This is a genomic window from Pseudomonas sp. TE3899, from assembly GCF_056279105.1.
Genome location: NZ_JBWBQR010000001.1, coordinates 3,386,898 through 3,413,349 on the forward strand (window position 1 = coordinate 3,386,898; position 26,452 = coordinate 3,413,349).

Here is a 26,452-nt window from a genome sequence, read left to right on the forward strand (position 1 = left end):
ATTGCCCTAAACAAAACCCCAGAAACGAAAAAGCCCCCGTCATCAGCAATGATTACGGGGGCTTCGTCTTGTTCAATAATGGCGGAGAGATCAGGGGGTAGAACTTTGCGCAGCTTATCGTTGGAGACGTTGCAGCGTATATATCCGCTCGGAAAGAGGGAGTTGTCAGCCCTGTTGACTTCCCAAACTCGCATCCCTGATCAAAATATGGGAGCTGAATTGCAGAAAGTCATCGAGATGATTGGTGATTATCGCGACAGTAATCGGCAATTGGAGGATTTGATACTCGTGTACGGCAATATTGCGGAACCCCACCATATTCTTAAGACTGCTGAGCAGCGAAGCGCTTACCCATCCACCCGTGGATAGCAGCTCAAACACGTCACGCGCACTCTGTGGCACCCCTAGACGCTCACGACGAATTAGATGCTGCCCCATATCCAACGCGGCTTCGCAGGCACGCTGAATATTCAGTATCGCGGCGTCCTGACGAGTGAAATCAGTGGCAAAACTGACGGGATCCTTCTCATATTCCTGACGAGCTCGCGCTACACAACGCTCAATGCTCGCAGCCTTATTGATGAGAACATCATCGACCATACACTTTCCCTTCCTTCTGGATATCTGCCAGCAACTCCGCTCTTGCAGCATCCAATGCAGTTTTTTCGCTCAAGATAAAGCTTTCGAAAAGACCTGCCTGGCTGTCTTTGGACCAAAGTCGACGCCCTGTAGTCAGTATCTGGTATTGCATCACTGTTGATGCAGCACGCAGATCGAGCAAATCGACAGGAACACCTACGATATCAGCAAGCTCTCCAGACAACCGCCAAAGTACCAGCGGCTCGACCGCCCCTGCAGAAAGCACCGCTACATCCAGATCACTCTCAGCGCCAGCATCACCGGTCATCTGACTGCCGAATACGTACACAGCCAACAGATCAGGAAGTTGCGCCTGCAAGAGTGTCAGCGGTTTTTCCAGGTTCATGACTGATATCCAGATCGCCAATTAACGAAGACCGTACCAGAATTAGTCATTTTGTTTTTGCCCTAAACGAAAAACCCCCGACAACGTTGAAGTTATCAGGGGTTTTCGTTTTTCAATAATGGCGGAGAGATAGGGATTCGAACCCTAGGTACCGGTGAAGGTACAACGGATTTCGAATCCGTCCCATTCGGCCACTCTGGCATCTCTCCAACGGCGCGCATCATAACAACACTTTTGCCGGAAGCGAACCCCCTTAAGCAATTTTTTTCCGTGCTATCAGATGCTTGCGTCGATTAAAGCGGTACGCCCAGACGATTGGCGACTTCTTCGTAGGCTTCGATGACGTCACCGAGGCCCTGGCGGAAGCGGTCTTTGTCCATTTTCTTGCCGGTGGCCTTGTCCCACAGGCGGCAGCCGTCCGGGCTGAATTCGTCGCCCAGGACGATGGAGCCGTCGGAGAACACGCCGAATTCGAGTTTGAAGTCGACCAGCAGCAGGCCGGCGTCGTCGAACAGTTTGCTCAGGACTTCGTTGACCTTGAGCGACAGTTCTTTCATGCGAACCAGTTGCTCGGCGGTGCCCCAACCGAACGCCACGACGTGGGATTCGTTGATGAACGGGTCGCCCTTGGCGTCGTCCTTCAGGAACAGTTCGAAGGTGTAAGGGTTGAGCTTCAGGCCCTCTTCGACGCCCAGACGCTTGACCAGGCTGCCGGCGGCGTAGTTACGCACGACGCATTCGACCGGGATCATGTCGAGTTTTTTAACCAGGCATTCGTTGTCGCCCAGCAGTTTGTCGAATTGAGTCGGCACGCCGGCTGCTTCGAGTTTCTGCATGATGAAGGCGTTGAACTTGTTGTTCACCATGCCTTTGCGGTCGAGCTGCTCGATTCGCTTGCCGTCGAACGCCGAGGTGTCGTTGCGAAACAGCAGGATCAAGCGGTCAGCGTCATCGGTCTTGAAAACCGATTTGGCTTTGCCGCGGTAGAGTTCTTCACGTTTTTCCATGATGGGCTCCGCTTGCTAAGTAGGTGGGCTAGGCGATGTGTCGCCAGTCGAGCCCTGAATCTTGATCGGCCAGTTGCAGCCAGTCCGGGTCGCACCCGAGGGTGTCGACAAAACATTGCCGGGCCAGCTGCGGCAGGTTGTTCTTGCTGCTCAGATGGGCCAGGACCAGGTGTTGCAGGCCTTGCCAGCCCAACTCGGACACCAGGAATGCCGCCTGGTGGTTGTTCAAATGTCCCAGTTCACCGCCCACCCGCTGCTTCAGGAAGTAGGGGTAGTGACCGCGAGCCAGCATGTCACGGCAATGGTTGGACTCGATCATCAACGCATCGAGGTCCCGATAGCCGTCCAGCACCTTGTTGCAATACGAGCCCAGGTCGGTCAGCAGGCCGAAGCGTCGCTCACCGTCATTGAACACGTATTGCGTCGGCTCTTGTGCATCGTGGGCCACAGCAATGACTTCGATGTTCAGGGCGCCGATTTGCAATTGCTCGCCGCCGGCCAGGAAGCCTGCGGGTTCGATCGGTTTGCGCATCCCGCGCAGGGTGCCGCGACTGAGGTAGACAGGCAGATTGTAGCGCCGAGACAGCAAACCCACGCCATGCACGTGGTCGGCATGTTCGTGGGTCACGAGTATCGCGCTCAACTGCGCCGGGTTTACACCCAGGCGCAGCAGGCGTTTTTCGGTTTCCCGCAGGGAGAAACCACAATCCACCAGCACATACGTGTCAGCGCTGGCTATCAGCGTGCCGTTCCCTTGGCTACCGCTGCCGAGAACGGCAAAACGCATGTGATATCAGCCCAGGTTGTCCTGAATCACGCTCAACACTTTGCGCGCCACTTCTGCCGGCGCCACGGTATTGATGTTTTTCTCGACGGTGACCTGGACGTTCTCGCCAACCTTGCTCAGGCGAACCTGATAACGCTCGGCACGGGCTTCAACTTCTTCCTTGGTCGGCGCACTGCCGAACAGGCTGCTGAAGAAGCCAGGCTTCTCGTCTTTCTTCTCGGCTTTTTCGGACAGGTTGATGTAGTACAGGCCCAGGCTGCGGTTGATGTCTTCAACGCGCCACTCGCCCTGTTCCAGCGCGCGACCGACGCTCGACCAGGCACGGTCCAGGTCCGGACCGACGTTCAGGATCGGGTTGCCGCTGCCATCTTCGCTCAGGCTGACGCGACTTGGCTTGTCGGAGTCCTGGGAAGCCAGCATCGAAACCGAACCGCCCTTCTCGGCCGTGCGGCTCATGCTCGCGAGCATGTCGTCGACCAGTGCAGCGTCGAGGCCGGTGTTGACCGAGCGGTTGGTGAAGTCGACGTCGGCGGTGCTGCCGGCCGGGCGCTGGGCGCTGACCACGTAGATTTCACTGGTGTTGCGCTGCACGCCTGGCTCGATGCGGACCCGCACGCGGGTTTCGCTGTCGGCGCTGACGCCGGCCGCGCTCAGGCGCTTGGCCATCGCGGCGGACAGTTCGTCGGAATGCTGCCAGGTGGTGGTGAATTCGCCGGTTTGCGGACGTTGTTCATCCAGGCGGAAACCGTTGTCCTGGAAGAATTGCACGGCCACAGGCCAGGCTTCGGCCGGTGGGTGTTGACCCATGACCCAGCTCGAGTCACCGCTTTTCTGCAGGGTGTAGTCGCTGGCGTCAGCCACCGCCGACAGCGGCTGCGGACGCGGCACGATGTATTCGCCCTTGGCGGTGTCATCGGCCACGTTACGCGGGATCGGCAACAGCGGATCCAGACGTTTGGCGGTCTGGACATCCGGTGGAAGTTGCATCGGTGCAGTCTGTTGCGCTTCCAGGTAATCGCTACCACGGTCACGGAAGTAACCTTCCGGGCCCCAGATCCATCCACAGCCACTGGTGCTGGAGATAATCAAGGCAAGTGCGGAAAGTCCGGCCATTCGCTTCATGCGTTGTACTTCCTCAATTAAACCAGGACGCCGGACTGGCGCATGGCCTGCCGCAGCGGTTCGTGACAGGCAGCACTGAGCCAGGTGAGCGGCAGACGGATACCGTCCGGCATCAAGCCCATTTCATGCAGTGCCCATTTCACGGGGATAGGGTTGGATTCGATAAACAGGGTCTTGTTGAGCGGCATCAGCTTTTCGTGGATGGCCCGCGCAGTCACGGCGTCGCCCTTGAGCGCGGCGTTGCACAGGTCGGCCATGTCACGCGGGGCGACGTTGGCGGTCACCGAGATGTTGCCTTTGCCGCCCAGCAGGATCAGCTCGACCGCCGTGGCGTCGTCACCGGAGATCACCAGGAAGTCTTTGCTGACACCGTCGATGATCGCCTTGGCACGGCCCAGGTCGCCGGTGGCTTCCTTGATACCGATGATGTTTTTCACGGTCGACAGGCGGATCACGGTCTCGGCCTGCATGTCGCACGCAGTGCGGCCAGGCACGTTATAGAGGATCTGCGGGATATCGACGGCTTCTGCGATGGCCTTGAAGTGCTGGTACAAGCCTTCCTGGGTCGGCTTGTTGTAATACGGCGTGACCAGCAGGCAGGCGTCCGCGCCGGCGCTCTTGGCGTTGGTGGTCAGCTCGATGGCTTCGCGCGTCGAGTTCGCACCCGTACCGGCGATGACCGGGATGCGCCCTGCAACCTGCTTGACCACGTAACGAATCACTTCGATGTGCTCGTTCACGTCTAGCGTGGCCGATTCACCTGTAGTGCCGACCGCCACGATCGCGTGGGTGCCGTTTTGCAGGTGAAAGTCCACCAGTTTGCTCAGGCTGTCCCAGTCGAGACGACCTTGTGCATCCATGGGTGTGACCAGTGCCACCATACTGCCCGCAATCATGCAACCGCTCCTGCCGGAAAAAGAGAGCCGTAATGGTACTGGCGCCAAGATGCTTGTACAAGCGAAGTACTGCGCTGCTGCCATTCCCCTTGGCGCTGCTTTTCGCTACCCTTCAGACTTTGATCGGTACTGATAAGCTCGTACGCCGGGTTCCAGCCTCCATTTTCGGCATCACAAGCCCCGATCCAGCGTTGCCACCCCTCGCTCCCGCCACTGTGGAGCACGTTGCAACCTTCGGCTCGGGTTTTCTGAATTCGTCTGCGCAGGGTCGCCCCCGGTAAAAAAAAGCCCGTAGAAGTATCGACCGCTCATCGCTTTAGGAATGCTGCATGTCCACCCCCACAGTTCGCGAACAATTCCTTGTCATCAGTGCCCTCGGCGCCAACCCCATGGAGCTGACTAACGTCCTGTGCCGCGCCAGCCATGAAAACCGCTGCGCCGTGGTCACTTCTCGCCTGACCCGTCATGGCGAGTGCAGTGCCCTGATCCTCGAGATCTCCGGCAGCTGGGACGCCCTGGCCCGCCTGGAAGGCAGCCTGCCGATCCTCGCCAAGAAGCACGCCTTCACGGTCAACGTGGTGCGTAGCGCGGCCCTGGAGAACCGTCCACAGGCCCTGCCTTACGTTGCCTATGTCAGCTCGGCCTACCGCTCGGACATCATCAATGAGTTGTGCCAGTTCTTCATGGACCACAACGTCGAGCTGGAAAACCTGACCTGCGACACGTATCAGGCACCGCAAACCGGCGGCACCATGCTTAACGCCACATTTACCGTGACGCTGCCGGCCGGCGTGCAAATCAGCTGGCTGCGCGATCAGTTCCTGGATTTCGCCGACGCGCTGAACCTGGACGCCCTGATCGAACCGTGGCGCCCACAAAACCCAATGTAAGGAAGCTTTAATGGCCGTTGCTATCGACCAACCGGTTACCGACTTCGAAGCACCCGCCACCAGCGGGCAGACCGTCAGCCTCGCGAGCCTCAAAGGCAAGCAGGTGGTGATTTACTTCTATCCGAAGGACAGCACCCCGGGCTGCACGACCCAGGGCCAGGGTTTTCGCGATCAGCTGGAGGCCTTTAAAGCCGCCAACACTGAAGTTTTCGGCGTGTCCCGCGACAGCCTGAAATCCCACGAGAACTTCAAGGCCAAGCAGGCGTTCACCTTCGAGCTGATCAGCGACAAGGAAGAAGCGCTCTGCCAGCTGTTCGATGTGATCAAGCTGAAAAAGCTCTACGGCAAGGAATACATGGGCGTTGATCGCAGCACGTTCCTGATCGACAAGAACGGTGTGCTGCGTCAGGAATGGCGCGGCGTGAAGGTGCCGGGGCATGTGGATGCGGTTTTGGCGGCGGCTCAGGCACTGAACAAGGCCTGATTTTATTGACGCCTGTTCCGGCGCCTTCGCGGGCAAGCCTCGCGCCTACAGGGTTTGCGCCGTTCGCCAGATCGGGAACGACGCAAGTCTGCAGGCGCGAGGCTTGCCCGCGAAGAGGTCCTCAAGATTGAAATCTAAAGCAACGGCGCCACCACCGGCTCCTTGCGCGGCCACGCATCGAGCACAGCCTTGAACAGCGTCGCCAGGGGAATCGCAAAGAACACCCCCCAGAAACCCCACAACCCGCCAAACAACAACACAGCGCAGATGATCGCCACCGGATGCAGGTTGACCGCCTCCGAGAACAGCAGCGGCACCAGCACGTTGCCGTCCAGGGTCTGAATGATCCCGTAGACCGCCATCAGGTAGATGAACTGATCGCTCCAGCCCCACTGGAACAACGCAATCAGCATGACCGGCACGGTAACCACTACGGCGCCGACATACGGCACCACCACAGAAACGCCCACCAACAATGCCAACAGCGCCGCATAGTTGAGCCCCAGCACGACGAAACCGACGTAGGTCACGCCACCGCAGATGAAGATCTCAATGACCTTGCCGCGAATGTAATTGGCGATCTGCCGGTTCATCTCATGGGCAACGCGGGTTATCAGCGCCCGCTCACGCGGCAGGTAGCCGCGAACCCACTGCCCGATCATTTCCCGATCCTTCAGGAAGAAGAACACCAGAATCGGCACCAGCACCAGGTAGATCATGATGTTGACCAGCAGCGGCAGGCTCGACAACGAGAACGTCAGCGCCCACTGGCCAAACTTGCCAATCTCGCCCCGGGCCACTTCGATGGCTTGCAGCACCTGCTCGTCGGACACCAGGTGCGGGTAACGCTCAGGTAGCAGCAACAGCAGCGACTGCCACTTGGCGAGCATGCCGGGCAATTCGTTGAACAGCGTGATCAGTTGATGCCAGAGCAACGGCACGACGACCACGATAAACACCAGCAACAGCCCCATGAACAACGCGAACACCAGCCCCACGGCCGCGCCACCGGGCACACGCAGACGCTCAAGGGTGACGACCAGTCCTTGCATCAGATACGCCAGCACCATCCCGGCCAGCACCGGCGCGAGCATGCCGCCCAAGGTGAGCACGGCGGTAAAGCCCAGGATCAGCAGCACCGCCAGCACCACGGCTTCTTCATCGGAGAAGTAGCGCTGAATCCAGTCGCGTAACACTTTGAACATCAATAATCCTTAGTCACAAACGCAGCCGGTTTCAGGCTTTTTTCAACCAATAGCGGTACACGCCCGCCTCGTCTTCTTCACGCAGCAGCGTATGACCGGCCAACCGGGCAAAGGTGCGGAAGTCGCGCTGGGAACCCGCATCCGTGGCGATCACCTTGAGAACCGCGCCGCTGGCCATCCGATTGAGCTCCAGCTTGGCCTTGAGCAATGGCAACGGACAATTCAGGCCACTGGCGTCCAGTTCAACGTCATGGGCTACCGCGTCAATCATTGCATCACTCCGGGTCAGGTGGTTGAGCGGCTTAGAATATCTGGTCCGAAGCCCGGTGTCCGGCTACAGTAAGGTCTTTGTCGACTAAGGCTTTGTGCATGACTTTTTTGCGCCCTACCCTGCTGACGCTCGCTTGCCTGCTCGCCTCACCAGGCTTCGCCGACGACCTGCCGTCACTCGGTGATGCCAGTTCTGCCATTGTCTCGCCGCAACAGGAATACCAGTTGGGCCGCGCGTGGCTGGCAATGTTGCGCAGCCAGGTCTCGCAGCTCAATGACCCGCAGCTCAAGGATTACGTCGAATCCAGCGTCTATAAGCTGGTGGAGACCAGCCAGGTCACTGACCGGCGCCTGGAATTCATCCTGATCAACAGCCCGCAGCTCAACGCCTTTGCCGCGCCGGGCGGGATCATCGGGGTCAACGGCGGTTTGTTCCTCAATGCCCAGACCGAAGGCGAATACGCGTCGGTACTGGCTCACGAATTGGCTCACTTGTCGCAACGCCACTTCGCCCGTGGCGTTGAAGCCTCGCAACGCATGCAAGTGCCGATGATGGCCGCCCTGCTGGCCGGGATCGTGATTGCCGCCGCTGGCGCCGGTGATGCCGGGATCGCGACCATTGCCGGCACCCAGGCGGCCGCGATTCAGGAGCAACGCCGTTTCTCACGCCAGAACGAGCAGGAAGCCGACCGGATTGGCATCCTCAATCTGGAAAAGGCCGGTTACGATCCACGCTCGATGCCGAACATGTTCGAGCGCTTGATGCGCCAGTATCGCTTCGACGCCAAGCCACCGGAGTTCCTGTTGACTCACCCGGTGACCGAATCGCGGATTGCCGACACCCGCAACCGTGCCGAACAGGCCAAGGCGGGCGGCATCGAAGACAGCATGCGTTATCAGCTGATTCGCGCGCGGGTGCAGTTGGTCTACGAAGAAACCCCCGGTCTGGGCGCCAAACGCTTTCGCGCCCAGCTCGATGAAAACCCGAAAAACGATGTCGCTCGCTACGGCCTGGCCATCGCCCAGATCAAGGGCGGCCAGTTGAATGAAGCCCGGGAGAATCTCAAGCAACTGCTGGCCACGGCGCCGAACGAGATCATCTACAACCTGGCCCAGGTCGATCTGGACATCACCAATAATCGCTTGCCGGATGCACAGTCTCGGGTTGACCGGTTGCTCACCCAGTTCCCGGGCAACTACCCGCTGAATCAGGTGCGAGTCGACCTGCTGCTCAAACAGAACCGCACCGCCGATGCGGAAAAAGCCCTGGAAAACCTGCTCAAGTCCCGGCCGGACGATCCGGATGTCTGGTACATGGTGGCGGAGACTCGCGGCCTGTCGGGCAATATCATCGGCTTGCATCAGGCGCGCGCCGAATACTTCGCGCTGGTCGGCGATTACCGCCAGGCCATTCAGCAGCTCGACTTCGCCAAGCGCAAGGCGAGCGGCAACTTCCCGCTGTCATCGCGCATCGACGCCCGGCAACGGGAACTGATGGAGCAGGAGCGGATGATCAAGGACATGATGGGTTAAACCAGCCTCTTCAACAAAAAGCAGGCATAAAAAAACCGCCTCTTTCGAGGCGGTTTTTTATTCAGCCGACAACCGGTTTATTCAGCCAGTTTGAAGGTGATGAAGCTGGCACGACCTTGACGCAGAACCCGCATCGACACCGAACGGTTCTTCGGCAGCGCCTTGGCGATTTCGGTGAACTCCTTGGTGGAGCCGATCGCCTGGTTATTCAGGTGCGTAATGACGTCGCCAGGCTGCAAGCCGATCAGCGAAGCAGGACCGTCCTCGACGTCCTTGATCACCACACCGCCCTTGAGGTCGTAGGTTTTCTTCTGCTCATCGGTCAGCTCGATGACAGAAACACCCAAGCGGTTGCTGCTGCTCTCGACACCGGATTTCGGCAGGCCATCCGACTCTTTACCTTCCTCCGGGATCGTGCCGACGACCAGTTCGACATTCTTGCGCTTGCCCTCGCGGACAACTTCAAGATTGGCCTTGGCACCTGCCTTCAGCGCGCCAACCAGATGCGGCAGGTCGGCAGACATGATGATTGGCTGACCGTTCATGCTCAGGATCACGTCGCCCACTTGCAGGCCACCCTTGGCAGCCGGGCCGTCATCCTGGATCTGAGCGACCAGTGCACCGGCCGGTTTCTCCAGGCCGAACGATTCAGCCAGATCCTTGTTCACTTCCTGGATCACCACACCCAGCCAGCCGCGGCTGACTTTGCCGCCGCTTTTCAGCTGATTGGACACGTCCATCGCAACGTCGATCGGGATGGCGAACGACACGCCCATGAAGCCGCCGGAACGGGTGTAGATCTGCGAGTTGATCCCGACCACTTCACCGTTCAGGTTAAACAGCGGGCCACCGGAGTTGCCCGGGTTGATCGGCACGTCGGTCTGGATGAACGGCACATAGTTTTCGTTCGGCAGACTGCGACCGATGGCACTGACGATGCCCTGGGTCACGGTGTGGTCAAAGCCGAACGGCGAACCGATGGCGACAACCCATTGACCGGCCTTAAGGTCCTGGGATTTGCCGAGCTTGAGCACCGGCAGGTCCTTGCCTTCGATTTTCAGCAGCGCCACGTCGGAACGCGGGTCGGTGCCGATCAGCTTGGCTTTCAACTCACTGCGATCAGCCAGGCGGACGAGAATTTCGTCGGCATCGGCAATCACGTGGTTATTGGTCAGGATGTAGCCGTCAGGCGAGATGATGAAACCCGAACCCAGGGACGTGGCTTCGCGTTGACGATCGCCACGCGGCGAACGCTGTTGCGGCATGCCACGCTCGAAGAACTCGCGCAGCGCTGGCGGCAGGCCTTCGAGATCGGGCATCTGGCCTGACACTTTACGATCAGGCAGTTTTTGCGTGGTACTGATGTTCACCACCGCAGGCGAGGCCTGTTCGACCAGTTGCGTGAAGTCAGGCAATTCCGCCGCTTGGGCAGAAACCGCCTGACCGAGCACGAGCACGGTAGCGAAAATGGAAAGGTAAGACTTCAAGCGTGGTATCGACATACGGCTCCCGTTACGACGAGCATGGTTAAGCGATATGGAGCAAGGAACACCGGGAACGATACGCCGGTATTTTTGTTCCGGGAACAACAAACAAGGCCAGAGCCGAGAGGCTCTGACCTATAGGAAAATTCGGGGGGATTTGCAAATTGAAATGCTCACTAAACATTTCGACATCTCAATGGTGGGATGGGCATCGCTGACCTCTCGCACTATCAAATCGTCGATCCATGAGCATTTTGGTTCAGCTCACTGTTTGGCTGTTGTAGCGCTGGAGCGCATGGAAAGCGCAATCCGTTCGGCGGTACCGATCGGGATCTCACCAACAACGGTCACCATCATCTCGCCCTGAGGCGTGGTCAAGCGTCGGGAAACCGCGACGGTTGGGCCCAGTTGAGTACGGGTGTCGGTGACGGTGCCGCCATTCAACGGTTCAAGGAATACCGAGAAGCGGGCCAGGCCATCGTCGTACATCAGACTGCTGACTTGGTTTTTTGTCTCGGGATCTTTGCGCGAGGAGCTGCTGCTGAGTTCGAAACCCGGCGGCAACCAATCCGAATGCCAGACCTCGGCGGTTTTGATCGCCGTCGCCTTGTCAGTGTCGAGGACAAGCGCCTTGCAGTCAGAGCCTGCCTGCAAATCGCTGTCCGACGGCGCGTCGGCGGTATCCAGTTGAGTGAACTGGAAACGCTCCAGCAATTGCCCTTTGTCATTCAATAGCAATGACTTGAGGGGCAAGCCGGTTTCTTTATCCAGGTGTAACTCGAAACCGTAACGATGCTGATCGCGCGGCGTCAGTGAAACAATCACCGCCGCACGCCCAGCCACACGCGACTTGCCGATGACGGCAAGGTCGTACCAATTCTTGAGCTTTTGTGGATCGAGTGCACGAGCGGCAGAGTTGGGAGAGTCCCCCAGCCCTGCGATCAGGGTGCCGCTGACGCATTGAGTATGCCCATCAATGCGCACGACTTCCTGTGCCGAGCCGTCGAGCTGGAGTAAACGCTCGCGGACCTTGCCATCCTGGACGCGATGCCAGATGTTATGGGTAGAAAAACTACCGTTACGCTCGTAAACAAAAGTACCGTGAAAGCTTTGCGTTTGCTCGGCCTGGCCCAGACGTGTCAACCAGTCCTGGGCGTCATCGGCGTGGGCTGGAACAACGAACCAGCCACTAAGCAGAAGCGAAAGTAGAGGTATGGCGCGCATGATCCTCCTTAACGGTTTTCCAGGCTTGCTGCACGAGCGTAAGGCAGAGCGCTTTCAGTGCCTTTCAGTGCAGCCTGTTGAGCATGTTGGCGCAAGTAGCTTGGCAGACGCTGATCGTGCCAACCCGGCTGACCTTGCAATACGCCGTTGGCCATAGGGCCAGTGGCTTCCGAACTCTCACTATAGCCTGCCAATACAGCCGGACCCTTGACTTGTGGAGCAACAAGGGTGGACTGAGTGGATTGCTGCGCCAATTCGACGCCAGCAATTTCGTCCTGGTTGTACAGACGAACACCCGCCAATACAGCAACGGTGACCGAAGCAGCGACGGCCAGACGACCCAGGCTACGCCATGGACCGCGAGTTGCCTTGGCCGGGACGGCTTCGTCTTCCAACGCAGCAGAGACTGCCGCAGCGATGTCCAGACGTGGAAGCAGCAGATCCTTGTGCATGACTGCCCGAGCGATCTGGTAACGAGCCCAGGTTTCGCGGGTTTCAACATCGTCAAAGGCATTCAGTACCCGACGCAATTCCAGCTCGTCCGCTTCGTTATCCATCACTGCGGACAGCGATTCCTGCAGGGCTTCACGACTCATGGCGTTCCTCTCTTGGCTGTCGCCGCTGTCTCAGTTTTCCTGCAACAACGGCTGCAGGGCTTTATCGATGGCTTCCCGAGCCCGGAAAATCCGGGAACGCACGGTACCCACCGGACATTGCATGACTGCCGCAATATCCTCGTAACTCAGACCATCGAATTCACGTAAAGTTAAGGCCGTACGCAAATCTTCTGGAAGTTGCTGGATGGTTCGATGGACAGTGCCTTCGATCTCATCCCGCAGCAATGCGCGTTCTGGCGACTCGAGATCCTTGAGGCCATGATCGCCGTCGTAGAACTCTGCATCTTCGGAACTGACATCACTATCCGGCGGCCGACGGCCGCGTGAAACCAGATAGTTTTTCGCCGTGTTGATGGCGATGCGGTAAAGCCACGTATAAAACGCACTGTCTCCGCGGAAATTACCAAGTGCACGGTAAGCCTTGATAAAGGCTTCCTGTGCCACATCCTGGGCTTCATGGGTGTCGTGCACGAAACGCACGATCAACCCGAGAATTTTGTGCTGGTATTTCAGCACTAGCAGATCGAAAGCTCGCTTGTCGCCGCGTTGGACGCGCTCAACCAGCTGCTGATCCTCTTCCTGGGTTAGCATGAACACTCCTCGATAAGCTCGAAGGAGGCTTGCATAACTAAACGACCAGACTTGCAAACATAGACTCGGGCTTTTCGCAAAAGTTCTCCCCCTCCAAGCAAGTTTCCTGCGGGCTCTCTGATTTGGCACGCACGAAAAGCGCAGCTCGGGACAACCCGGCTGCGCGAATAATCTTGTCATCGGTTCGCCGGCGAGGACCAAACCGCAGGTCCCGCACTGAAGCCGACACTGTCCCTTGATTCAGGCAACCCGCTATTGATCTTGGGCCCTTGGCAAAAGTTCCAAATATTTATAGCCGGGTGCAACCAACATTGTGCAACCGTGAAGTGAAAAAGAGTGTTAAATCCTCGATACAGTCGTCTTGTCGCCGAACCGGCGAAAAAAACATCCGACGAAGCGTCCAGTCTTTTCCGTCACTGTAGTTTCACAATGCCATGGTGGCCCGGCTATTGTGCCGCTCCCCCCCTCTATATACTAGTGGGCTGTATGGCTGCCTGACTCGCCGATCCAGGTGTCTTGCGCCAACCCCGACCCGGGTCGCTTTGAGCGGAATCCTGAAATGAGCCAACAGTTTCAACACGATGTTCTGGTGATTGGCAGCGGCGCTGCCGGTCTGAGCCTTGCGCTGACCTTGCCCGGTCACCTGCGCATCGCCGTCTTGAGCAAAGGCGACCTCGCCAACGGCTCGACATTCTGGGCCCAGGGCGGGGTCGCCGCCGTCCTGGATGACACCGACACCGTTGAATCCCACGTCGATGACACGCTCAATGCCGGCGGTGGCCTGTGCCATGAAGATGCCGTGCGCTTTACCGTCGAGCACAGCAAGGAAGCCATCCAGTGGCTGATCGACCAAGGCGTGCCCTTTACTCGCGATGAACAATCCGGCACCGAAGACGGCGGTTTCGAGTTTCACTTGACCCGCGAAGGCGGCCACAGTCATCGGCGCATCATCCACGCCGCCGATGCCACCGGTGCGGCGATCTTCAGGACGCTGCTCGATCAGGCGAAAAAACGCCCGAACATCGAATTGCTGGAACAGCGGGTCGCGGTCGACCTGATCACCGAAAAGCGCCTCGGCCTGGAAGGCGACCGCTGCCTCGGCGCCTACGTGCTCAACCGCGCCAGCGGCGAAGTCGACACCTACGGCGCGCGCTTCGTGATCCTCGCGTCCGGCGGCGCCGCCAAGGTCTACCTCTATACCAGCAACCCCGACGGCGCCTGCGGTGATGGCATCGCCATGGCCTGGCGTTCGGGCTGCCGGGTGGCGAACCTGGAATTCAACCAGTTTCACCCCACCTGCCTGTATCACCCCCAGGCCAAAAGCTTCCTGATCACCGAAGCCTTGCGCGGCGAAGGTGCGCACCTGAAGCTGCCAAACGGCGAACGCTTCATGCAGCGCTTTGACCCTCGGGCCGAACTGGCGCCCCGGGACATCGTCGCCCGGGCCATCGACCATGAAATGAAGCGCCTGGGCGTCGACTGCGTCTACCTGGACATCAGCCACAAGCCCGAAGCGTTCATCAAGACCCACTTCCCGACGGTCTACGAGCGCTGCCTCGAATTTTCCATCGACATCACCAAGCAACCGATTCCGGTAGTGCCGGCGGCGCATTACACCTGCGGTGGCGTGATGGTCGATCAGCAGGGCCGCACCGATGTGCCGGGGTTGTACGCCATTGGCGAAACCAGTTTCACCGGCCTGCACGGCGCCAACCGCATGGCCAGCAACTCGCTGCTGGAATGTTTCGTCTATGCGCGTTCGGCGGCGGCGGACATTCTTGAACAGTTGCCGCAGGTGTCGATCCCCATCGCCCTGCCCGTCTGGGATGCCAGCCAGGTGACTGACTCCGACGAAGACGTGATCATCGCGCACAACTGGGATGAGCTGCGGCGCTTCATGTGGGACTACGTCGGCATCGTGCGCACCAACAAGCGTCTGCAACGAGCCCAGCATCGGGTGCGGTTGTTGCTGGACGAAATCGACGAGTTCTACAGCAACTATAAAGTCAGCCGGGATTTGATCGAGTTGCGTAACCTGGCCCAGGTGGCCGAATTGATGATCCGCTCAGCCATGGAACGCAAGGAAAGCCGCGGCCTGCATTACACCCTCGACTACCCAAACCTGCTGCCGGTGGCTCTGGACACTATTCTGGTGCCGCCCACCTACGCCGACTGAATTTCAGCCGAACCCGCAGGCGACGGTGCAGATCCGCTGCCTGCGCATCCTGGGGCACACAGATCGTCCTGACCCGCCGCTCGCCCCGCAGACGAAACCGCAGCACCACGACCAACGGTAGCGCCAGGCTGTCCGGCCGCAGTTGCACCGGTTGCCAACCTCCCGCCTGATTCCACAATTGCCAGCCGTCCGCATCACGACGCAACCCGCGAAACGCCTGCGGGTGCGTCAGTAAAATCTGTCGCGGCAACGCCCAAAAGCCATGAACCGCGCACAGCAAGATGCCGAGCACGCTAGCCCAGGCAGGTATAGAAAGAAGAAACAAAGAACCCAACGCGAACAGCTGGGCCACAACGTAAACCGCCAGCAACTGCCGTGAGGCATGCCAGCGGCATTCGAACCCATTACTTGGGCTGGACACGGTCCAGGATCATGCGAACCATGCGCTGAAGCTCCGGATCTTCCGATTCGGCGCGTTCCATGAACCAGCCGAACATGTCCTGATCTTCGCACTCAAGCAGCTTGCGGTAGCAATCGCGGTCGACATCATTGAGGTGCGGGTAGACCTCTTTCACGAACGGCACCAGCAACACGTCAAGCTCAAGCATGCCGCGGCGGCTGTGCCAGTAGAGGCGATTCAGTTCAACATCTTCGACCATGGAGCGCTCCTCAAATAGGCGGCAAGTATACAGCCCCGCGCACGGTCGAACAGTCGGCTTTGGTCGGCCCTCCCGACCTTTTGTGAACTACCCATTTCATGGGCGCCCCCTTATGATGTCCCCCAGACTCTTTACCCTGCGATGACCCATGGCCGATTCTGCTTTTTTCTGCACCCTGTCACACGAAGGCGTTCTCGCGGTCCGCGGCGCGGATGCCGGCAAGTTCCTGCAGGGCCAACTGACCTGCAACCTCAATTACCTGAGTGACACCCAGGCCAGCCTCGGTGCCCGCTGCACCCAGAAAGGCCGGATGCAGTCGAGTTTCCGCATTCTGCTGGATGGCGATGGCGTGCTCCTGGCCATGGCCAGCGAACTGCTGGAGCCGCAACTGGCGGACCTGAAAAAATACGCGGTGTTCTCCAAATCCAAACTGACCGACGAAAGCGCCGCCTGGGTGCGCCTGGGCCTCGACCATGGCGATGCCGCATTGCGCAGCCTGGGTCTTGAGTTGCCGGCCGACACTGACAGTGTTGTGCGTAACGATGGTTTGATCGCCATTCGTGTATCGCCTGAGCGGGCGGAACTGTGGGTCGCTGCCGATCAAGCCGATGCGATCAAAGGCAAACTCGCTACCCTGCTGACCGAAGGCGAGCTGAATCAATGGCTGCTGGGCCAGATACGCGCAGGGATCGGCCAGGTCATGCCGAGCACCCGCGAGCTGTTCATCCCGCAGATGCTCAACCTGCAAGCCGTCGGCGGCGTGAGTTTCAAGAAAGGCTGCTACACCGGCCAGGAAATCGTCGCGCGCATGCAATACCTGGGCAAACTCAAGCGTCGCTTGTATCGCCTGAAGCTGGATGGCAATGAATTGCCTGAGCCCGGCACCCAGCTGTTTGCCCCAAGCCACGGCAGCGCCATCGGCGAAGTGGTGATTGCCGCACGCGGCGAACTAAACATTGAACTCCTGGCGGTGCTGCAAGCCGAAGCTGCAGAGTCGGGTGATATCCATCTGGCAGCGCTCGAAGGCCCTGCCCTGCACCTGCTCGACCTGCCCTACACGCTGGATCGCGATAAAGAAATCCAGCGCTGAGAGCAGTATTTTTTTGCAAGACCCTAGAGAACAGAAATGAGTGAGCTGGCGGATAAGGTCCAACAGGATTTGGTTGAGGCCATCGATAACGATGACCTGGTTCTGCCAACATTACCGGAAGTGGCCCTGCGGATTCGCAAGGCCGCTGAAGATCCGGAAATCAGCGTTAGCACCTTGAGTAAGGTGATTGGCCGCGATACCGCACTGTCGGCGCGCCTGATCAAAGTGGTCAACAGCCCGTTGCTGCGGGCGACCCAGGAAGTCACCGACCTGCACACCGCCATCACCCGGCTGGGCGTGAATTACAGCAGCAACCTGGCCATTGGCCTGGTGATGGAGCAAATCTTCCACGCCAGTTCCGAGGTGGTAGAGCAGAAAATGCGCGATGTCTGGCGCAAAAGCCTTGAAATCGCCGGGATCAGTTATGCCCTGTGCCGCCGTTACACCCAGCTCAAACCGGATCAGGCAGCCTTGGGCGGTCTGGTGCATCAGATTGGGGTGCTGCCGATCCTGACGTACGCCGAAGATCACTACGAACTGCTCTCGGACCCGGTCAGCCTCAATCATGTGATCGACCGCATTCATCCGCTGCTGGGCGATAAACTGCTCAGCGTCTGGGAATTTCCGGAAATGCTGGTGAAATTGCCGGGCCAGTATCTGGACTTCAAGCGTGAGTCCGCAAAGGTGGATTATGTCGACCTGGTGCAGGTCGCCAGCCTGTATTGCCACAAAGGCACCGACCACCCGCTGGCGCGCATCGATGCGCTCAGTGTGCCGGCCTTCAAGAAGCTGGGGATTGATCCCGAGAACGAGGCGATGTGCCTGGAGCTGGAAGAATCCAGGTCGATGTTTTATTAATCGAGACCGAGTTGCGGCCTTCGCGGGCAAGCCTTGCTCCTACAGACGCAACGAGCCCTCTGCAGGAGCGAGGCTTGCCCGCGAAGAGGCCGGCACAAACACCCTCACTCCCCGGCAATAAAACTCACCCTCACCTTCAACCCCGCACGCTCCCCGTCGTGAAGACTGATCTGCGCCAAATGCGCACGACAAATCTCCCCCACAATCGCCAACCCCAACCCGGACCCCGCGACCTGCTGATTACGCCGGTAAAAGCGCTCGAATACCCGATCGCGCTCTTCCAGGGGAATGCCCGGCCCGTCGTCCTCAACCTCCAACACGGCGGGTGCCGTTACGCGCAGGATCACATTGCCGCCCGGCGGTGTGTGGGCCAGGGCGTTGTCCACCAGATTGCTCAGCAATTCGTTTAACAACGTCGGTTCACCGCGCAACCACACCGGTTCGTCCGCTTCCAGCGCCAGCGCCACGCCGCGCGCGTGGGCCAGTGGTGCCATGGCCATGCCCAGTTCCCGAGCCAACTGGCTCAGGTCCAGCAGCTGTGCGCCCCCCTCGGCAATCGCCCGCGCGCCATTTTCGACCCGCGCCAGGGACAGCAACTGGTTAGCCAGATGGGTCAGGCGATCCGTGCTCTGGGCGGCCGTCTCCAACGTACTGCGCCAGGTTTGCGGTTCGCTGGCGCGCAAGCCCAGTTCAAGACGCGCCTTGAGCGCCGCCAACGGCGTGCGCAGTTCGTGGGCGGCATCGGCGATAAATTGCGCCTGACGCTCGAACTGCCCGCGCAGACGTTCGGTAAAGTGATTGAGCGCCCGCACCAATGGCCACAGTTCATGCTGCACTTCTACCAACGGCAAGGGACGCAAATCGTCGGACTGGCGCTCTTCCACCGCCGTGCGCAGGCGCTCCAGCGGCCGTAAAGCGGCACTCACCGCAAACCACACCAGCAGCAACGCGCCAATCGCCAACATCCCCAGGCGCAGCAGCGTATCCGCCGCCAGACTGCGGGCCATGCTGACCCGCGCCTCGTCGGTTTCCGCAACACGGATTTCCGCCATGCCGTTCATGTTCGGTTCACTGACGGGTTTGAGCAGGCTCACCACGCGCACGTTCTGCCCGCGATAAACGGCGTTGTAGAAACGCGCCAGCGCCGGATAGTCATCGGTGCGCGGCGTACCCGGTGGTGGTGGCGGCAGGTTTTCGTAGCCGGAGATCAGGTTCTGGTGGATGTCGTTGACCAGATAAAAGATTCGCCCGGCGCTGTCGTAGGCGAACGTATCGAGCGCCACGTAAGGCACGTCGGCGCTGAGGGTGCCGTCGCGCTGGGAGACCCCGGCGGCGATGGTCCGCGCCGAGGCCAGCAAGGTCCGGTCATACGCCGTGTCGGCGGCTTCGCGACCGTTCCAATAAGCGCTCAAACCACTGGCCAGCATCAACACCACCAGCAGCAACGCCAGATTCCACAGCAACCGCCAGCGCAGGCTGCTCGGCTTATGCATCGCGGCTTTCCAGCAAATAGCCGAGGCCGCGGAAGGTCACGATCGCCACGGGTTGGCCGTCGAGTTTCTTGCGCAAACGGTGGACGTAGATTTCGATGGCGTCGGGGCTGGCCTCTTCGTCCAGGCCAAACACTTGAGAAGCCAATTGCTCCTTACTCATCACCCGACCGGGACGAGCGATCAAAGCTTCAAGCACTGCCTGCTCGCGAGAAGTCAGGGTCAGCAATTCTTCGCCGAGGGTGAAGCGCCGGGTGTCGAGGTCATAGGCCAGCACGCCGCAGCGCTGTTGACGCTCGCCGCCGAGCACGCTACGGCGCAGCAAGGCTTTGACCCGGGCCTCGAGTTCGGTCAATTCGAACGGCTTGGCCAGGTAATCGTCGGCGCCCAGATTAAGGCCGTGAACCCGATCCTTGACGTCGCTGCGCGCGGTCAGCATCAACACCGGCAGGTTCTTGCCTCGGGCTCGCAAACGCGCCAGCACTTCGAAACCATCCATTCGTGGCAGGCCGACGTCGAGGATCGCCATGGCGTATTCCTCGCTGCTCAAGGCCAGGTCGGCCGCCACGCCGTCGTGCAGCACATCCACGGTCAGACCCGTGCTCTTGAGCGCCTGGGCGACACTTTCGGCGAGCTGCAGATGGTCTTCGACGAGCAGGACACGCATGGCTTTTTACCTCATTCAGGGATGGTCGACGCCATTCTTTGCCGCGGAGTTTACAGCCGCATCCGCCGCTGTGAAGCCCGAAAACCGTGAAAGTCAGCTGAAAGGTTAGCGAAAGGTTGGCCGGTTAGAGTCCAGCCACGGACAGTTTTAACTGGCCGTCGCTAGCGCACTAGTGAACACGAAAAACGCCTCGATGCGTTTTCGCCAATAAGAACAATAACGGAGTACTTCACGATGCTGTCCATGCAGCTTCAGGCTCGCCCGCCTGTTCGTTTTTCCCGCCTCAGCCAGACCGCCCTTGCCAGTGCCGCCGCCTTCGCCGGCTTTTCGCCGTTGAGCCAGGCTGCCTTCTTCGAAGACAGTACGGCAACCCTTGAAACCCGCAACATGTATTTCAACCGCGACTTTCGCGACGGCACCAGCGCCCAGCAATCCAAGCGTGACGAATGGGCCCAGGGCTTTCTGCTCAATCTGCAATCGGGTTACACCGACGGCACCGTGGGGTTCGGTGTCGATGCGCTGGGCATGCTGGGGGTCAAGCTCGATTCGAGTCCCGACCGCACCGGCACCGGCTTGTTGCCGACCCATGATGACGGCCGCGCCGCCGACGAGTACTCCAAGCTGGGCCTGACCGGCAAAGTAAAAATCTCCGCCACCGAACTGAAAATCGGCAGCCTGATTCCGGAACTGCCGATCCTCAAGCCCAACGACGGACGCATCCTGCCGCAGACCTTTGAAGGCGGCCTGCTGACCTCTAAAGAGATCAAGAACCTGACGTTCACCGGTGGCCGACTGGAGAAAGCCAAGGACCGCGACAGCACCGATTTCGAAGACATTGCCCTCAACAACAAGAACAGCCGTTTCGCCGGCACGGCCGCCGGCAAGCACTTCGATTTTGGCGGCGTGGACTACAAGTTCACCGACAAGATCACCGGCAGCTACCACTTCGCGCAACTCGATGAAGTCTATAACCAGCACTTCCTCGGCGTGGTCGCCTCGCAACCGTTCGGCCCGGGCACTTTCGGCACCGACCTGCGACTGGCGATCAGTGATGACCAGGGCGCGGCCCGTGGCGGCAAGATCGACAACAAATCCCTCAACGGCCTGGTGAGCTATGCCTTGAGCGGGCATAAATTCAGCGCCGGTTATCAGCACATGTCCGGCGACAGTGCGTTCCCGTATGTCGATGGCGCCGACCCGTACCTGGTCAACTTTGTACAGATCAACGACTTTGCCGGTGCCGAAGAACATTCCTGGCAGGCACGCTACGACTTCGACTTCGCCAAACTCGGCATCCCCGGCCTGAGTTTCATGAGCCGTTACCTGAGCGGTGACAACATCAAGCTCAAGAACGGTGACGAAGGCAAAGAGTGGGAGCGCAACACCGAGATCAAATATGTTGTACAAAGCGGCGCGCTCAAGGACGTCGCCGTGCGCCTGCGTAATGCCACCTACCGTTCCAACTACTCCGCTCGCGATGCCGATGAAGTGCGTCTGCTGGTGAGCTATAGCGTTGCACTTTGGTAATTCAGTACATCCATAACAACAACTCCCAAGGAGACTTGAATGAACTTATCACTGCGTAAAGTTGCTCTGACCGCCAGCGCCCTGCTGTTCGCCGGCCAACTGATGGCCGAGCCCAAGCGCCCGGAATGCATCGCCCCGGCCTCCCCCGGCGGCGGTTTCGACCTGACCTGCAAACTGGCGCAAAGCGCGCTGGTGAATGAAAAACTGCTGACCAAACCGATGCGCGTGACCTACATGCCCGGCGGTGTCGGCGCGGTGGCGTACAACGCGGTGGTCGCCCAGCGCCCGGCGGATGCCGGCACGCTGGTGGCGTGGTCCAGCGGTTCGCTGCTGAACCTGGCCCAAGGCAAGTTCGGGCGTTTCGATGAAACCAACGTGCGTTGGCTGGCCGCGGTCGGCACCAGCTACGGCGCCATCGCGGTGAAAAGCGATTCGCCTTACAAGACCCTCGACGATCTCGTTCAAGCGCTGAAGAAAGATCCGAGCAAAGTGGTGATCGGTTCCGGCGGCACTGTCGGCAGCCAGGACTGGATGCAAACCGCACTGATCGCCAAGGCCGCCGGGATCAACCCGCGCGACCTGCGTTATGTCGCCCTCGAAGGCGGCGGTGAAATCGCCACCGCCCTGCTGGGCGGCCACATCCAGGTCGGCAGCACCGACATTTCCGACTCCATGCCGCACATCCAGAGCGGCGACATGCGCCTGCTGGCGGTGTTCTCCGACAAGCGTCTGGACGAGCCGGAAATGAAGGACATCCCGACCGCCAAGGAGCAAGGCTACGACATCGTCTGGCCAGTGGTTCGCGGCTTCTACCTCGGGCCGAAGGTCAGCGACGAAGACTACGCCTGGTGGAAAGACGCTTTCGACAAACTGCTGGCTTCCGAGGACTTCGCCAAGCTGCGCGATCAGCGTGAGCTGTTCCCGTTCGCCATGACCGGCCCGGAGCTGGACACCTACGTGAAGAAGCAAGTCGCGGACTACAAAGTGCTGGCCAAAGAGTTCGGCCTGATCCAGTGATCGTCTCTGTCTAGCGGCTGCGACCCCGTATTCGCGGGGTCGCGGCACAGGAGTTCCTCATGCTCTTACAACGCATTTTTGCTTCGGTGTTGCTGGCGGCCTGTGTCGGCCTGGCGCTGATGGCGTGGCCATACCAAGCGGCTTTTTCCTACGAACCGGTGGGGCCACGGGCCTTCCCTTTGTTGATGCTGGCCCTGATGGGCGTGGCGCTGTTGTACATGGTGTTTCGTCCCGCACCGATCAAACACAACCCTGACGAACCACCGATGGACCGCGAGACCCTGACCAAAATCGGTATCTGCGTGGTGCTGCTGCTAGTGTTCGCGGGGACCTTCGAACCCCTTGGTTTCATTGTCGCAAGCATCCTGATCGGGATTCCGATGGCCCGCCTGTACGGCGGCCGCTGGCTGCCCAGCGTGGTGATCATCAGCCTGATGGCGATCGGTCTTTATTTGCTGTTCGACAAGGTGATGGACGTGCCGCTGCCCTTAGGCGTGCTCGACGTTCTGGAGAACTGATATGGATACTCTTGGCTATTTGGGGCACGGATTTGGCGTCGCACTGACCCCGTACAACCTGGTGACCGCACTGTGCGGCACGCTCATTGGCACCGTGGTCGGCCTGCTGCCGGGCCTGGGCCCGATCAACGGCGTGGCGTTGTTGATCCCGATCGCATTCGCCCTCGGCCTGCCACCGGAATCAGCACTGATCCTGCTGGCGGCGGTGTACCTGGGTTGCGAATATGGCGGCCGGATCAGCTCGATCCTGCTGAACATACCCGGTGAAGCGTCCACCGTGATGACCACCCTCGACGGTTACCCGATGGCCCGCAAAGGCCTGGCCGGTGTAGCGCTGTCGTTGTCGGCATGGAGTTCGTTCATCGGCGCGTTTATCGCCACCTGCGGCATGGTGCTGTTCGCCCCGTTGCTGGCGAAATGGGCGATTGCCTTTGGACCGGCGGAATACTTCGTGTTGATGGTGTTTGCGATTGTCTGCCTGGGCGGTATGGCGGGTGATCGTCCGCTGAAAACGTTTATTGCGGCGCTGATCGGTCTGTTTCTGTCGACGGTCGGCATCGACGCCAACAGTGGTGTGTACCGCTTCACCGGGGACAACATCCACCTGACCGACGGCATCCAGTTCGTCGTGTTGGTACTGGGCCTGTTCTCCATCAGCGAAATCCTCCTGCTGCTGGAAAAAACCCACCACGGCCAGGAAGCGGTGAAAGCCACCGGCCGCATGATGTTCAACTTCAAGGAAGCCTCGGCGGTGTTCGTGGTGAACATTCGTTGCGGCGTGCTGGGCTTTATCATGGGCGTGTTGCCCGGTGCCGGCGCGACGCTGGCCAGCGCCGTGGCCTACATGACCGAGAAACGCATTGCCGGCGCCAAAGGCACCTTCGGCCAGGGCGACATGCGCGGCCTCGCAGCGCCGGAAACCGCCATCGGCGGCGCAGCGTGTGGTGCACTGGTGCCGATGCTGACCCTTGGCGTTCCAGGCTCGGGCACCACCGCGGTGATGATCGGCGCACTGTCGCTGTACAACATCACCCCGGGACCGCTGCTGTTCCAGCAACAACCGGACATCGTCTGGGGCCTGATCGCATCGTTGTTCGTCGCCAACATCATGCTGGTGATCCTTAACATCCCGATGATCCGCATCTTCACCCGCATCCTCGCCGTACCCAACTGGGCGCTGGTGCCGGTGATCGCGATCATTACCGGGATCGGCGTCTACGCGGTGCACGCCACCACGTTCGACCTGTTCCTGATGGTCGGCATCGGCATCTTCGGTTACCTCCTGCGCAAGCTGGACTTCCCGTTGTCGCCGGTCCTGCTGGGGTTCATCCTCGGCGGCTTGATGGAGCAAAACCTGCGTCGTGCGCTGTCAATTTCCAACGGTGCGCTGGAGATTCTCTGGTCCAGCCCGATCACGTTTGGTGTCTGGGTGCTGACCGCAATCATGCTGCTGATGCCAATCATCCGGATCTGGCGCAAACGTTCGGCCTCCCGGCGCGCTATCGCCGATGTCTGATCGTCCGTTCAAAACCTGGTGGGGAACACCGCTGGTCGGCCTGCTCGGCGGTTACCTCGCCAGCCAGGTCGGCTGGCCGCTGCCGTGGATGGTCGGCTCGTTGCTGGCGATCATCCTGGTGCGCTGCCTCACGCCCTGGCAATTGGCGGAAATCCCGGGCGGACGCAAGTGCGGGCAGTGGATCGTCGGCATCGGCATCGGCCTGCACTTCACCCCGGTGGTGATGGAGCAGGTGCTGAGCCACTTCGGCTTGATCTTCTTCGGTGCGCTGGTCACCAGCCTGTCCAGTGTGGTCGGGGTCTGGTTGATGCGGCGTACCGGGGAGGATCGCGCCACTGCATTCTTTTCCAGCATGCCGGGGGGCTCCGGGGAGATGGTCAACCTCGGCGCGCGCAATGGCGCGGTACTCAGCCGGGTCGCGGCGGGGCAGAGTTTGCGGGTATTGGTGGTGGTGCTGTGTGTGCCGGCGGCGTTCAAGTATTTGTTGGGGGACGGTACGCCGATCGGGCATGCCACGGTGGTTGATTGGCGCTGGCTGGCGATGCTGTTCCCGGCGGGAGCCCTGCTCGCCTGGGGCTGGCAGCGCTTGCGTCAACCCAATCCGTGGCTGTTCGGGCCATTACTGGTCAGTGCCGCGGTGAGTATTGGTTGGGACCTGCACATTGGGTTGCCCAACGGCGGCAGCCAGATTGGCCAGTGGCTGATTGGCAGCGGGTTGGGGTGTCACTTCAATCGGCAGTTCTTCCGCCGGGCGCCGTCCTTTATGGGCCGGACGTTGATCGGCACGGTGTTGACCATGTTGATCGCCACGGCGGCGGCCTTGGGGTTGAGTGCGCTGACCCATCTGGATTTGCGCTCACTGACCCTGGGCATGATGCCCGGCGGGATTGCGGAGATGAGTTTGACGGCGGAGACGCTGCAATTGTCGGTGCCGCTGGTGACGGCAATGCAGGTGATGCGGCTGTTGTTCGTATTGTTTCTGGCGGAGCCGTTGTTCAAGTATTGGAATCGAGTGCCGGATCCCCCCCTACCCTGATCGTTCCCACGCTCTGCGTGGGAATGCAGCCCGGGACGTTCCACGTCCCAAAGCGGACGCGGAGCGTCCAATGAGGCGTTCCCACGCGGAGCGTGGGAACGATCATTACGCGACCGGCGGCAACCGCCATTCAATCGGCGTCTCGCCATTCTGTTCCAGAAACTTGTTGGTCCGGCTGAAGTGCCCACACCCCAGAAAACCACGATAAGCGGACAACGGTGACGGATGCACCGAGGTCAGCACCAGGTGCTTGGTGGCATCGATGAGTTTCTGCTTGCTCTGGGCATGGGCGCCCCACAGCATGAACACCAGATGCGGCTGATGTTCGCTGACCACTTCAATGATCCGATCGGTGAAGTACTGCCAGCCCTTGTCCTTGTGTGCATTGGCGTTAGCGCGCTCGACGGTCATGGTGGTGTTGATCATCAGCACGCCCTGGTCGGCCCAGCTTTGCAGACAGCCATGGCTCGGGATGTCGATGTTCAGGTCGCGCTTCAACTCTTTATAGATGTTCACCAGCGACGGCGGCGCCGGCACGCCCGGTTGCACCGAAAAGCACAAGCCATGGGCCTGGCCCGGGCCGTGATACGGGTCCTGGCCGAGGATGACGACTTTGACCTTGTCCAGCGGCGTCGAGTTGAGCGCGTTGAAGATCATCGGGCCAGGGGGATAGATTTCCTTGCCCGCCGCGCGCTCCTGTTGCAGAAATGAGCGCAACTCTGCCATGTAGGGCTGGTCGAACTCAGCACGCAGTGCCTCCTTCCAGCTCGGTTCGAGTTTGATACGGTCGTCAGCAGTCATGG

At 59.8% G+C, this 26,452-nt stretch carries 28 protein-coding genes and 1 tRNA gene; 11 read left to right on the plus strand and 18 right to left on the minus strand.

Features of this window, described 5'->3' with window-relative positions:
• Window positions 1–165 precede the first annotated feature (165 nt).
• The 7 genes from hepT to dapA all read right to left on the minus strand — a co-directional run bounded on the left by hepT (window position 166) and on the right by dapA (window position 4,797).
• On the minus strand, window positions 166–600 hold the full coding sequence (gene hepT, locus ACZ89E_RS15485) for a type VII toxin-antitoxin system HepT family RNase toxin (protein WP_149657174.1): 435 nt from the start codon (window positions 598–600) through the stop codon (window positions 166–168).
• On the minus strand, window positions 590–985 hold the full coding sequence (mntA, locus tag ACZ89E_RS15490; protein ID WP_149657175.1) for a type VII toxin-antitoxin system MntA family adenylyltransferase antitoxin: 396 nt from the start codon (window positions 983–985) through the stop codon (window positions 590–592). The genes hepT and mntA overlap by 11 nt, the downstream gene beginning before the upstream one ends.
• Window positions 986–1,104: 119 nt before the next feature.
• A tRNA-Ser gene (locus ACZ89E_RS15495) sits at window positions 1,105–1,194 on the minus strand.
• Between the two features lie 84 nt (window positions 1,195–1,278).
• Entirely contained in the window at window positions 1,279–1,992 is a 714-nt protein-coding gene (gene purC / locus ACZ89E_RS15500) for a phosphoribosylaminoimidazolesuccinocarboxamide synthase (protein ID WP_123507616.1), read from the minus strand.
• A gap of 28 nt (window positions 1,993–2,020) precedes the next feature.
• Window positions 2,021–2,779, minus strand: coding sequence for an MBL fold metallo-hydrolase (locus ACZ89E_RS15505; RefSeq protein ID WP_123406244.1), 759 nt, complete (start codon window positions 2,777–2,779; stop codon window positions 2,021–2,023).
• Between the two features lie 6 nt (window positions 2,780–2,785).
• On the minus strand, window positions 2,786–3,901 hold the full coding sequence (gene bamC / locus ACZ89E_RS15510) for an outer membrane protein assembly factor BamC (protein WP_149657177.1): 1,116 nt from the start codon (window positions 3,899–3,901) through the stop codon (window positions 2,786–2,788).
• Between the two features lie 17 nt (window positions 3,902–3,918).
• Window positions 3,919–4,797: a 4-hydroxy-tetrahydrodipicolinate synthase gene (gene dapA / locus ACZ89E_RS15515; RefSeq protein WP_169371180.1), complete on the minus strand. Its 879-nt coding sequence runs from the start codon at window positions 4,795–4,797 to the stop codon at window positions 3,919–3,921.
• Window positions 4,798–5,126: 329 nt separating this feature from the next.
• Between dapA and ACZ89E_RS15520 the strand changes: the two genes are divergently transcribed.
• The gene (locus ACZ89E_RS15520; protein ID WP_054046705.1) at window positions 5,127–5,687 is read left to right on the plus strand and encodes a glycine cleavage system transcriptional repressor; all 561 of its coding nucleotides are present in this window, start codon (window positions 5,127–5,129) and stop codon (window positions 5,685–5,687) included.
• A gap of 10 nt (window positions 5,688–5,697) precedes the next feature.
• A complete protein-coding gene (locus ACZ89E_RS15525) occupies window positions 5,698–6,171 on the plus strand; it encodes a peroxiredoxin (RefSeq protein ID WP_123597202.1) in 474 nt (157 codons plus the stop codon).
• Between the two features lie 134 nt (window positions 6,172–6,305).
• Here the strand turns inward: ACZ89E_RS15525 and ACZ89E_RS15530 are convergent, their stop codons facing one another.
• On the minus strand, window positions 6,306–7,376 hold the full coding sequence (locus ACZ89E_RS15530; protein WP_149657180.1) for an AI-2E family transporter: 1,071 nt from the start codon (window positions 7,374–7,376) through the stop codon (window positions 6,306–6,308).
• Window positions 7,377–7,407: 31 nt separating this feature from the next.
• The gene (locus tag ACZ89E_RS15535; protein WP_169371182.1) at window positions 7,408–7,647 is read right to left on the minus strand and encodes a sulfurtransferase TusA family protein; all 240 of its coding nucleotides are present in this window, start codon (window positions 7,645–7,647) and stop codon (window positions 7,408–7,410) included.
• 98 nt (window positions 7,648–7,745) lie between these two features.
• On the opposite strand from ACZ89E_RS15535, the gene ACZ89E_RS15540 reads away from it, so the two are divergent.
• Window positions 7,746–9,179 carry a M48 family metalloprotease gene (locus ACZ89E_RS15540; RefSeq protein ID WP_149657181.1) on the plus strand — a complete coding sequence of 478 codons (1,434 nt, stop codon included), beginning with the start codon at window positions 7,746–7,748 and terminating at the stop codon, window positions 9,177–9,179.
• Between the two features lie 77 nt (window positions 9,180–9,256).
• On the opposite strand, the gene ACZ89E_RS15545 is transcribed toward ACZ89E_RS15540, so the two are convergent.
• The 4 genes from ACZ89E_RS15545 to rpoE form a co-directional block, all read right to left on the minus strand.
• A complete protein-coding gene (locus ACZ89E_RS15545; RefSeq protein WP_149657182.1) occupies window positions 9,257–10,681 on the minus strand; it encodes a DegQ family serine endoprotease in 1,425 nt (474 codons plus the stop codon).
• Between the two features lie 246 nt (window positions 10,682–10,927).
• Window positions 10,928–11,887, minus strand: a complete 960-nt coding sequence (locus tag ACZ89E_RS15550; protein ID WP_476255994.1) for a MucB/RseB C-terminal domain-containing protein — start codon at window positions 11,885–11,887, stop codon at window positions 10,928–10,930.
• Window positions 11,888–11,895: 8 nt separating this feature from the next.
• Complete coding sequence (locus ACZ89E_RS15555; RefSeq protein ID WP_476255995.1) at window positions 11,896–12,483, minus strand: sigma-E factor negative regulatory protein; 588 nt, start codon at window positions 12,481–12,483, stop codon at window positions 11,896–11,898.
• A gap of 30 nt (window positions 12,484–12,513) precedes the next feature.
• Window positions 12,514–13,095 carry an RNA polymerase sigma factor RpoE/AlgU gene (gene rpoE, locus ACZ89E_RS15560; RefSeq protein WP_007944079.1) on the minus strand — a complete coding sequence of 194 codons (582 nt, stop codon included), beginning with the start codon at window positions 13,093–13,095 and terminating at the stop codon, window positions 12,514–12,516.
• A 559-nt stretch (window positions 13,096–13,654) separates the two neighbouring features.
• Between rpoE and nadB the strand changes: the two genes are divergently transcribed.
• Window positions 13,655–15,271 carry an L-aspartate oxidase gene (nadB, locus tag ACZ89E_RS15565; protein WP_149657186.1) on the plus strand — a complete coding sequence of 539 codons (1,617 nt, stop codon included), beginning with the start codon at window positions 13,655–13,657 and terminating at the stop codon, window positions 15,269–15,271.
• On the opposite strand, the gene ACZ89E_RS15570 is transcribed toward nadB, so the two are convergent.
• The gene (locus ACZ89E_RS15570) at window positions 15,240–15,692 is read right to left on the minus strand and encodes a protein YgfX (protein ID WP_476255996.1); all 453 of its coding nucleotides are present in this window, start codon (window positions 15,690–15,692) and stop codon (window positions 15,240–15,242) included. The genes nadB and ACZ89E_RS15570 overlap by 32 nt on opposite strands.
• Entirely contained in the window at window positions 15,676–15,930 is a 255-nt protein-coding gene (locus ACZ89E_RS15575) for an FAD assembly factor SdhE (RefSeq protein WP_007944081.1), read from the minus strand. Before ACZ89E_RS15575 ends, ACZ89E_RS15570 begins: the two co-directional genes overlap by 17 nt.
• A gap of 148 nt (window positions 15,931–16,078) precedes the next feature.
• Here ACZ89E_RS15575 and ygfZ point away from each other — a divergent pair, with 148 nt between their 5' ends.
• Both ygfZ and ACZ89E_RS15585 read left to right on the plus strand, forming a co-directional pair.
• Complete coding sequence (ygfZ, locus tag ACZ89E_RS15580; RefSeq protein ID WP_149657188.1) at window positions 16,079–17,020, plus strand: CAF17-like 4Fe-4S cluster assembly/insertion protein YgfZ; 942 nt, start codon at window positions 16,079–16,081, stop codon at window positions 17,018–17,020.
• Window positions 17,021–17,056: 36 nt separating this feature from the next.
• Window positions 17,057–17,878: an HDOD domain-containing protein gene (locus ACZ89E_RS15585; RefSeq protein WP_476255997.1), complete on the plus strand. Its 822-nt coding sequence runs from the start codon at window positions 17,057–17,059 to the stop codon at window positions 17,876–17,878.
• A gap of 104 nt (window positions 17,879–17,982) precedes the next feature.
• Here ACZ89E_RS15585 and ACZ89E_RS15590 read toward each other — a convergent pair whose 3' ends face one another.
• The gene (locus ACZ89E_RS15590) at window positions 17,983–19,371 is read right to left on the minus strand and encodes a sensor histidine kinase (protein WP_149657190.1); all 1,389 of its coding nucleotides are present in this window, start codon (window positions 19,369–19,371) and stop codon (window positions 17,983–17,985) included.
• Window positions 19,364–20,035: a response regulator gene (locus tag ACZ89E_RS15595; protein WP_054046730.1), complete on the minus strand. Its 672-nt coding sequence runs from the start codon at window positions 20,033–20,035 to the stop codon at window positions 19,364–19,366. Before ACZ89E_RS15595 ends, ACZ89E_RS15590 begins: the two co-directional genes overlap by 8 nt.
• 234 nt (window positions 20,036–20,269) lie before the next feature.
• Between ACZ89E_RS15595 and ACZ89E_RS15600 the strand changes: the two genes are divergently transcribed.
• The 5 genes from ACZ89E_RS15600 to ACZ89E_RS15620 are packed head-to-tail and all read left to right on the plus strand — an operon-like array spanning window position 20,270 to window position 25,649.
• Window positions 20,270–21,562 carry an OprD family porin gene (locus tag ACZ89E_RS15600; RefSeq protein WP_149657191.1) on the plus strand — a complete coding sequence of 431 codons (1,293 nt, stop codon included), beginning with the start codon at window positions 20,270–20,272 and terminating at the stop codon, window positions 21,560–21,562.
• Window positions 21,563–21,601: 39 nt separating this feature from the next.
• Window positions 21,602–22,579 carry a Bug family tripartite tricarboxylate transporter substrate binding protein gene (locus ACZ89E_RS15605; protein WP_149657192.1) on the plus strand — a complete coding sequence of 326 codons (978 nt, stop codon included), beginning with the start codon at window positions 21,602–21,604 and terminating at the stop codon, window positions 22,577–22,579.
• 59 nt (window positions 22,580–22,638) lie between these two features.
• Window positions 22,639–23,097 (plus strand): tripartite tricarboxylate transporter TctB family protein, encoded by a 459-nt coding sequence (locus ACZ89E_RS15610; protein ID WP_476255998.1) that lies wholly within the window; start codon window positions 22,639–22,641, stop codon window positions 23,095–23,097.
• A gap of 1 nt (window position 23,098) precedes the next feature.
• The gene (locus ACZ89E_RS15615) at window positions 23,099–24,613 is read left to right on the plus strand and encodes a tripartite tricarboxylate transporter permease (RefSeq protein ID WP_149657194.1); all 1,515 of its coding nucleotides are present in this window, start codon (window positions 23,099–23,101) and stop codon (window positions 24,611–24,613) included.
• Window positions 24,606–25,649 (plus strand): AbrB family transcriptional regulator, encoded by a 1,044-nt coding sequence (locus tag ACZ89E_RS15620; protein ID WP_476255999.1) that lies wholly within the window; start codon window positions 24,606–24,608, stop codon window positions 25,647–25,649. The genes ACZ89E_RS15615 and ACZ89E_RS15620 overlap by 8 nt, the downstream gene beginning before the upstream one ends.
• A 105-nt stretch (window positions 25,650–25,754) precedes the next feature.
• Here the strand turns inward: ACZ89E_RS15620 and ung are convergent, their stop codons facing one another.
• Entirely contained in the window at window positions 25,755–26,450 is a 696-nt protein-coding gene (ung, locus tag ACZ89E_RS15625) for a uracil-DNA glycosylase (protein ID WP_149657196.1), read from the minus strand.
• Window positions 26,451–26,452 lie beyond the last annotated feature (2 nt).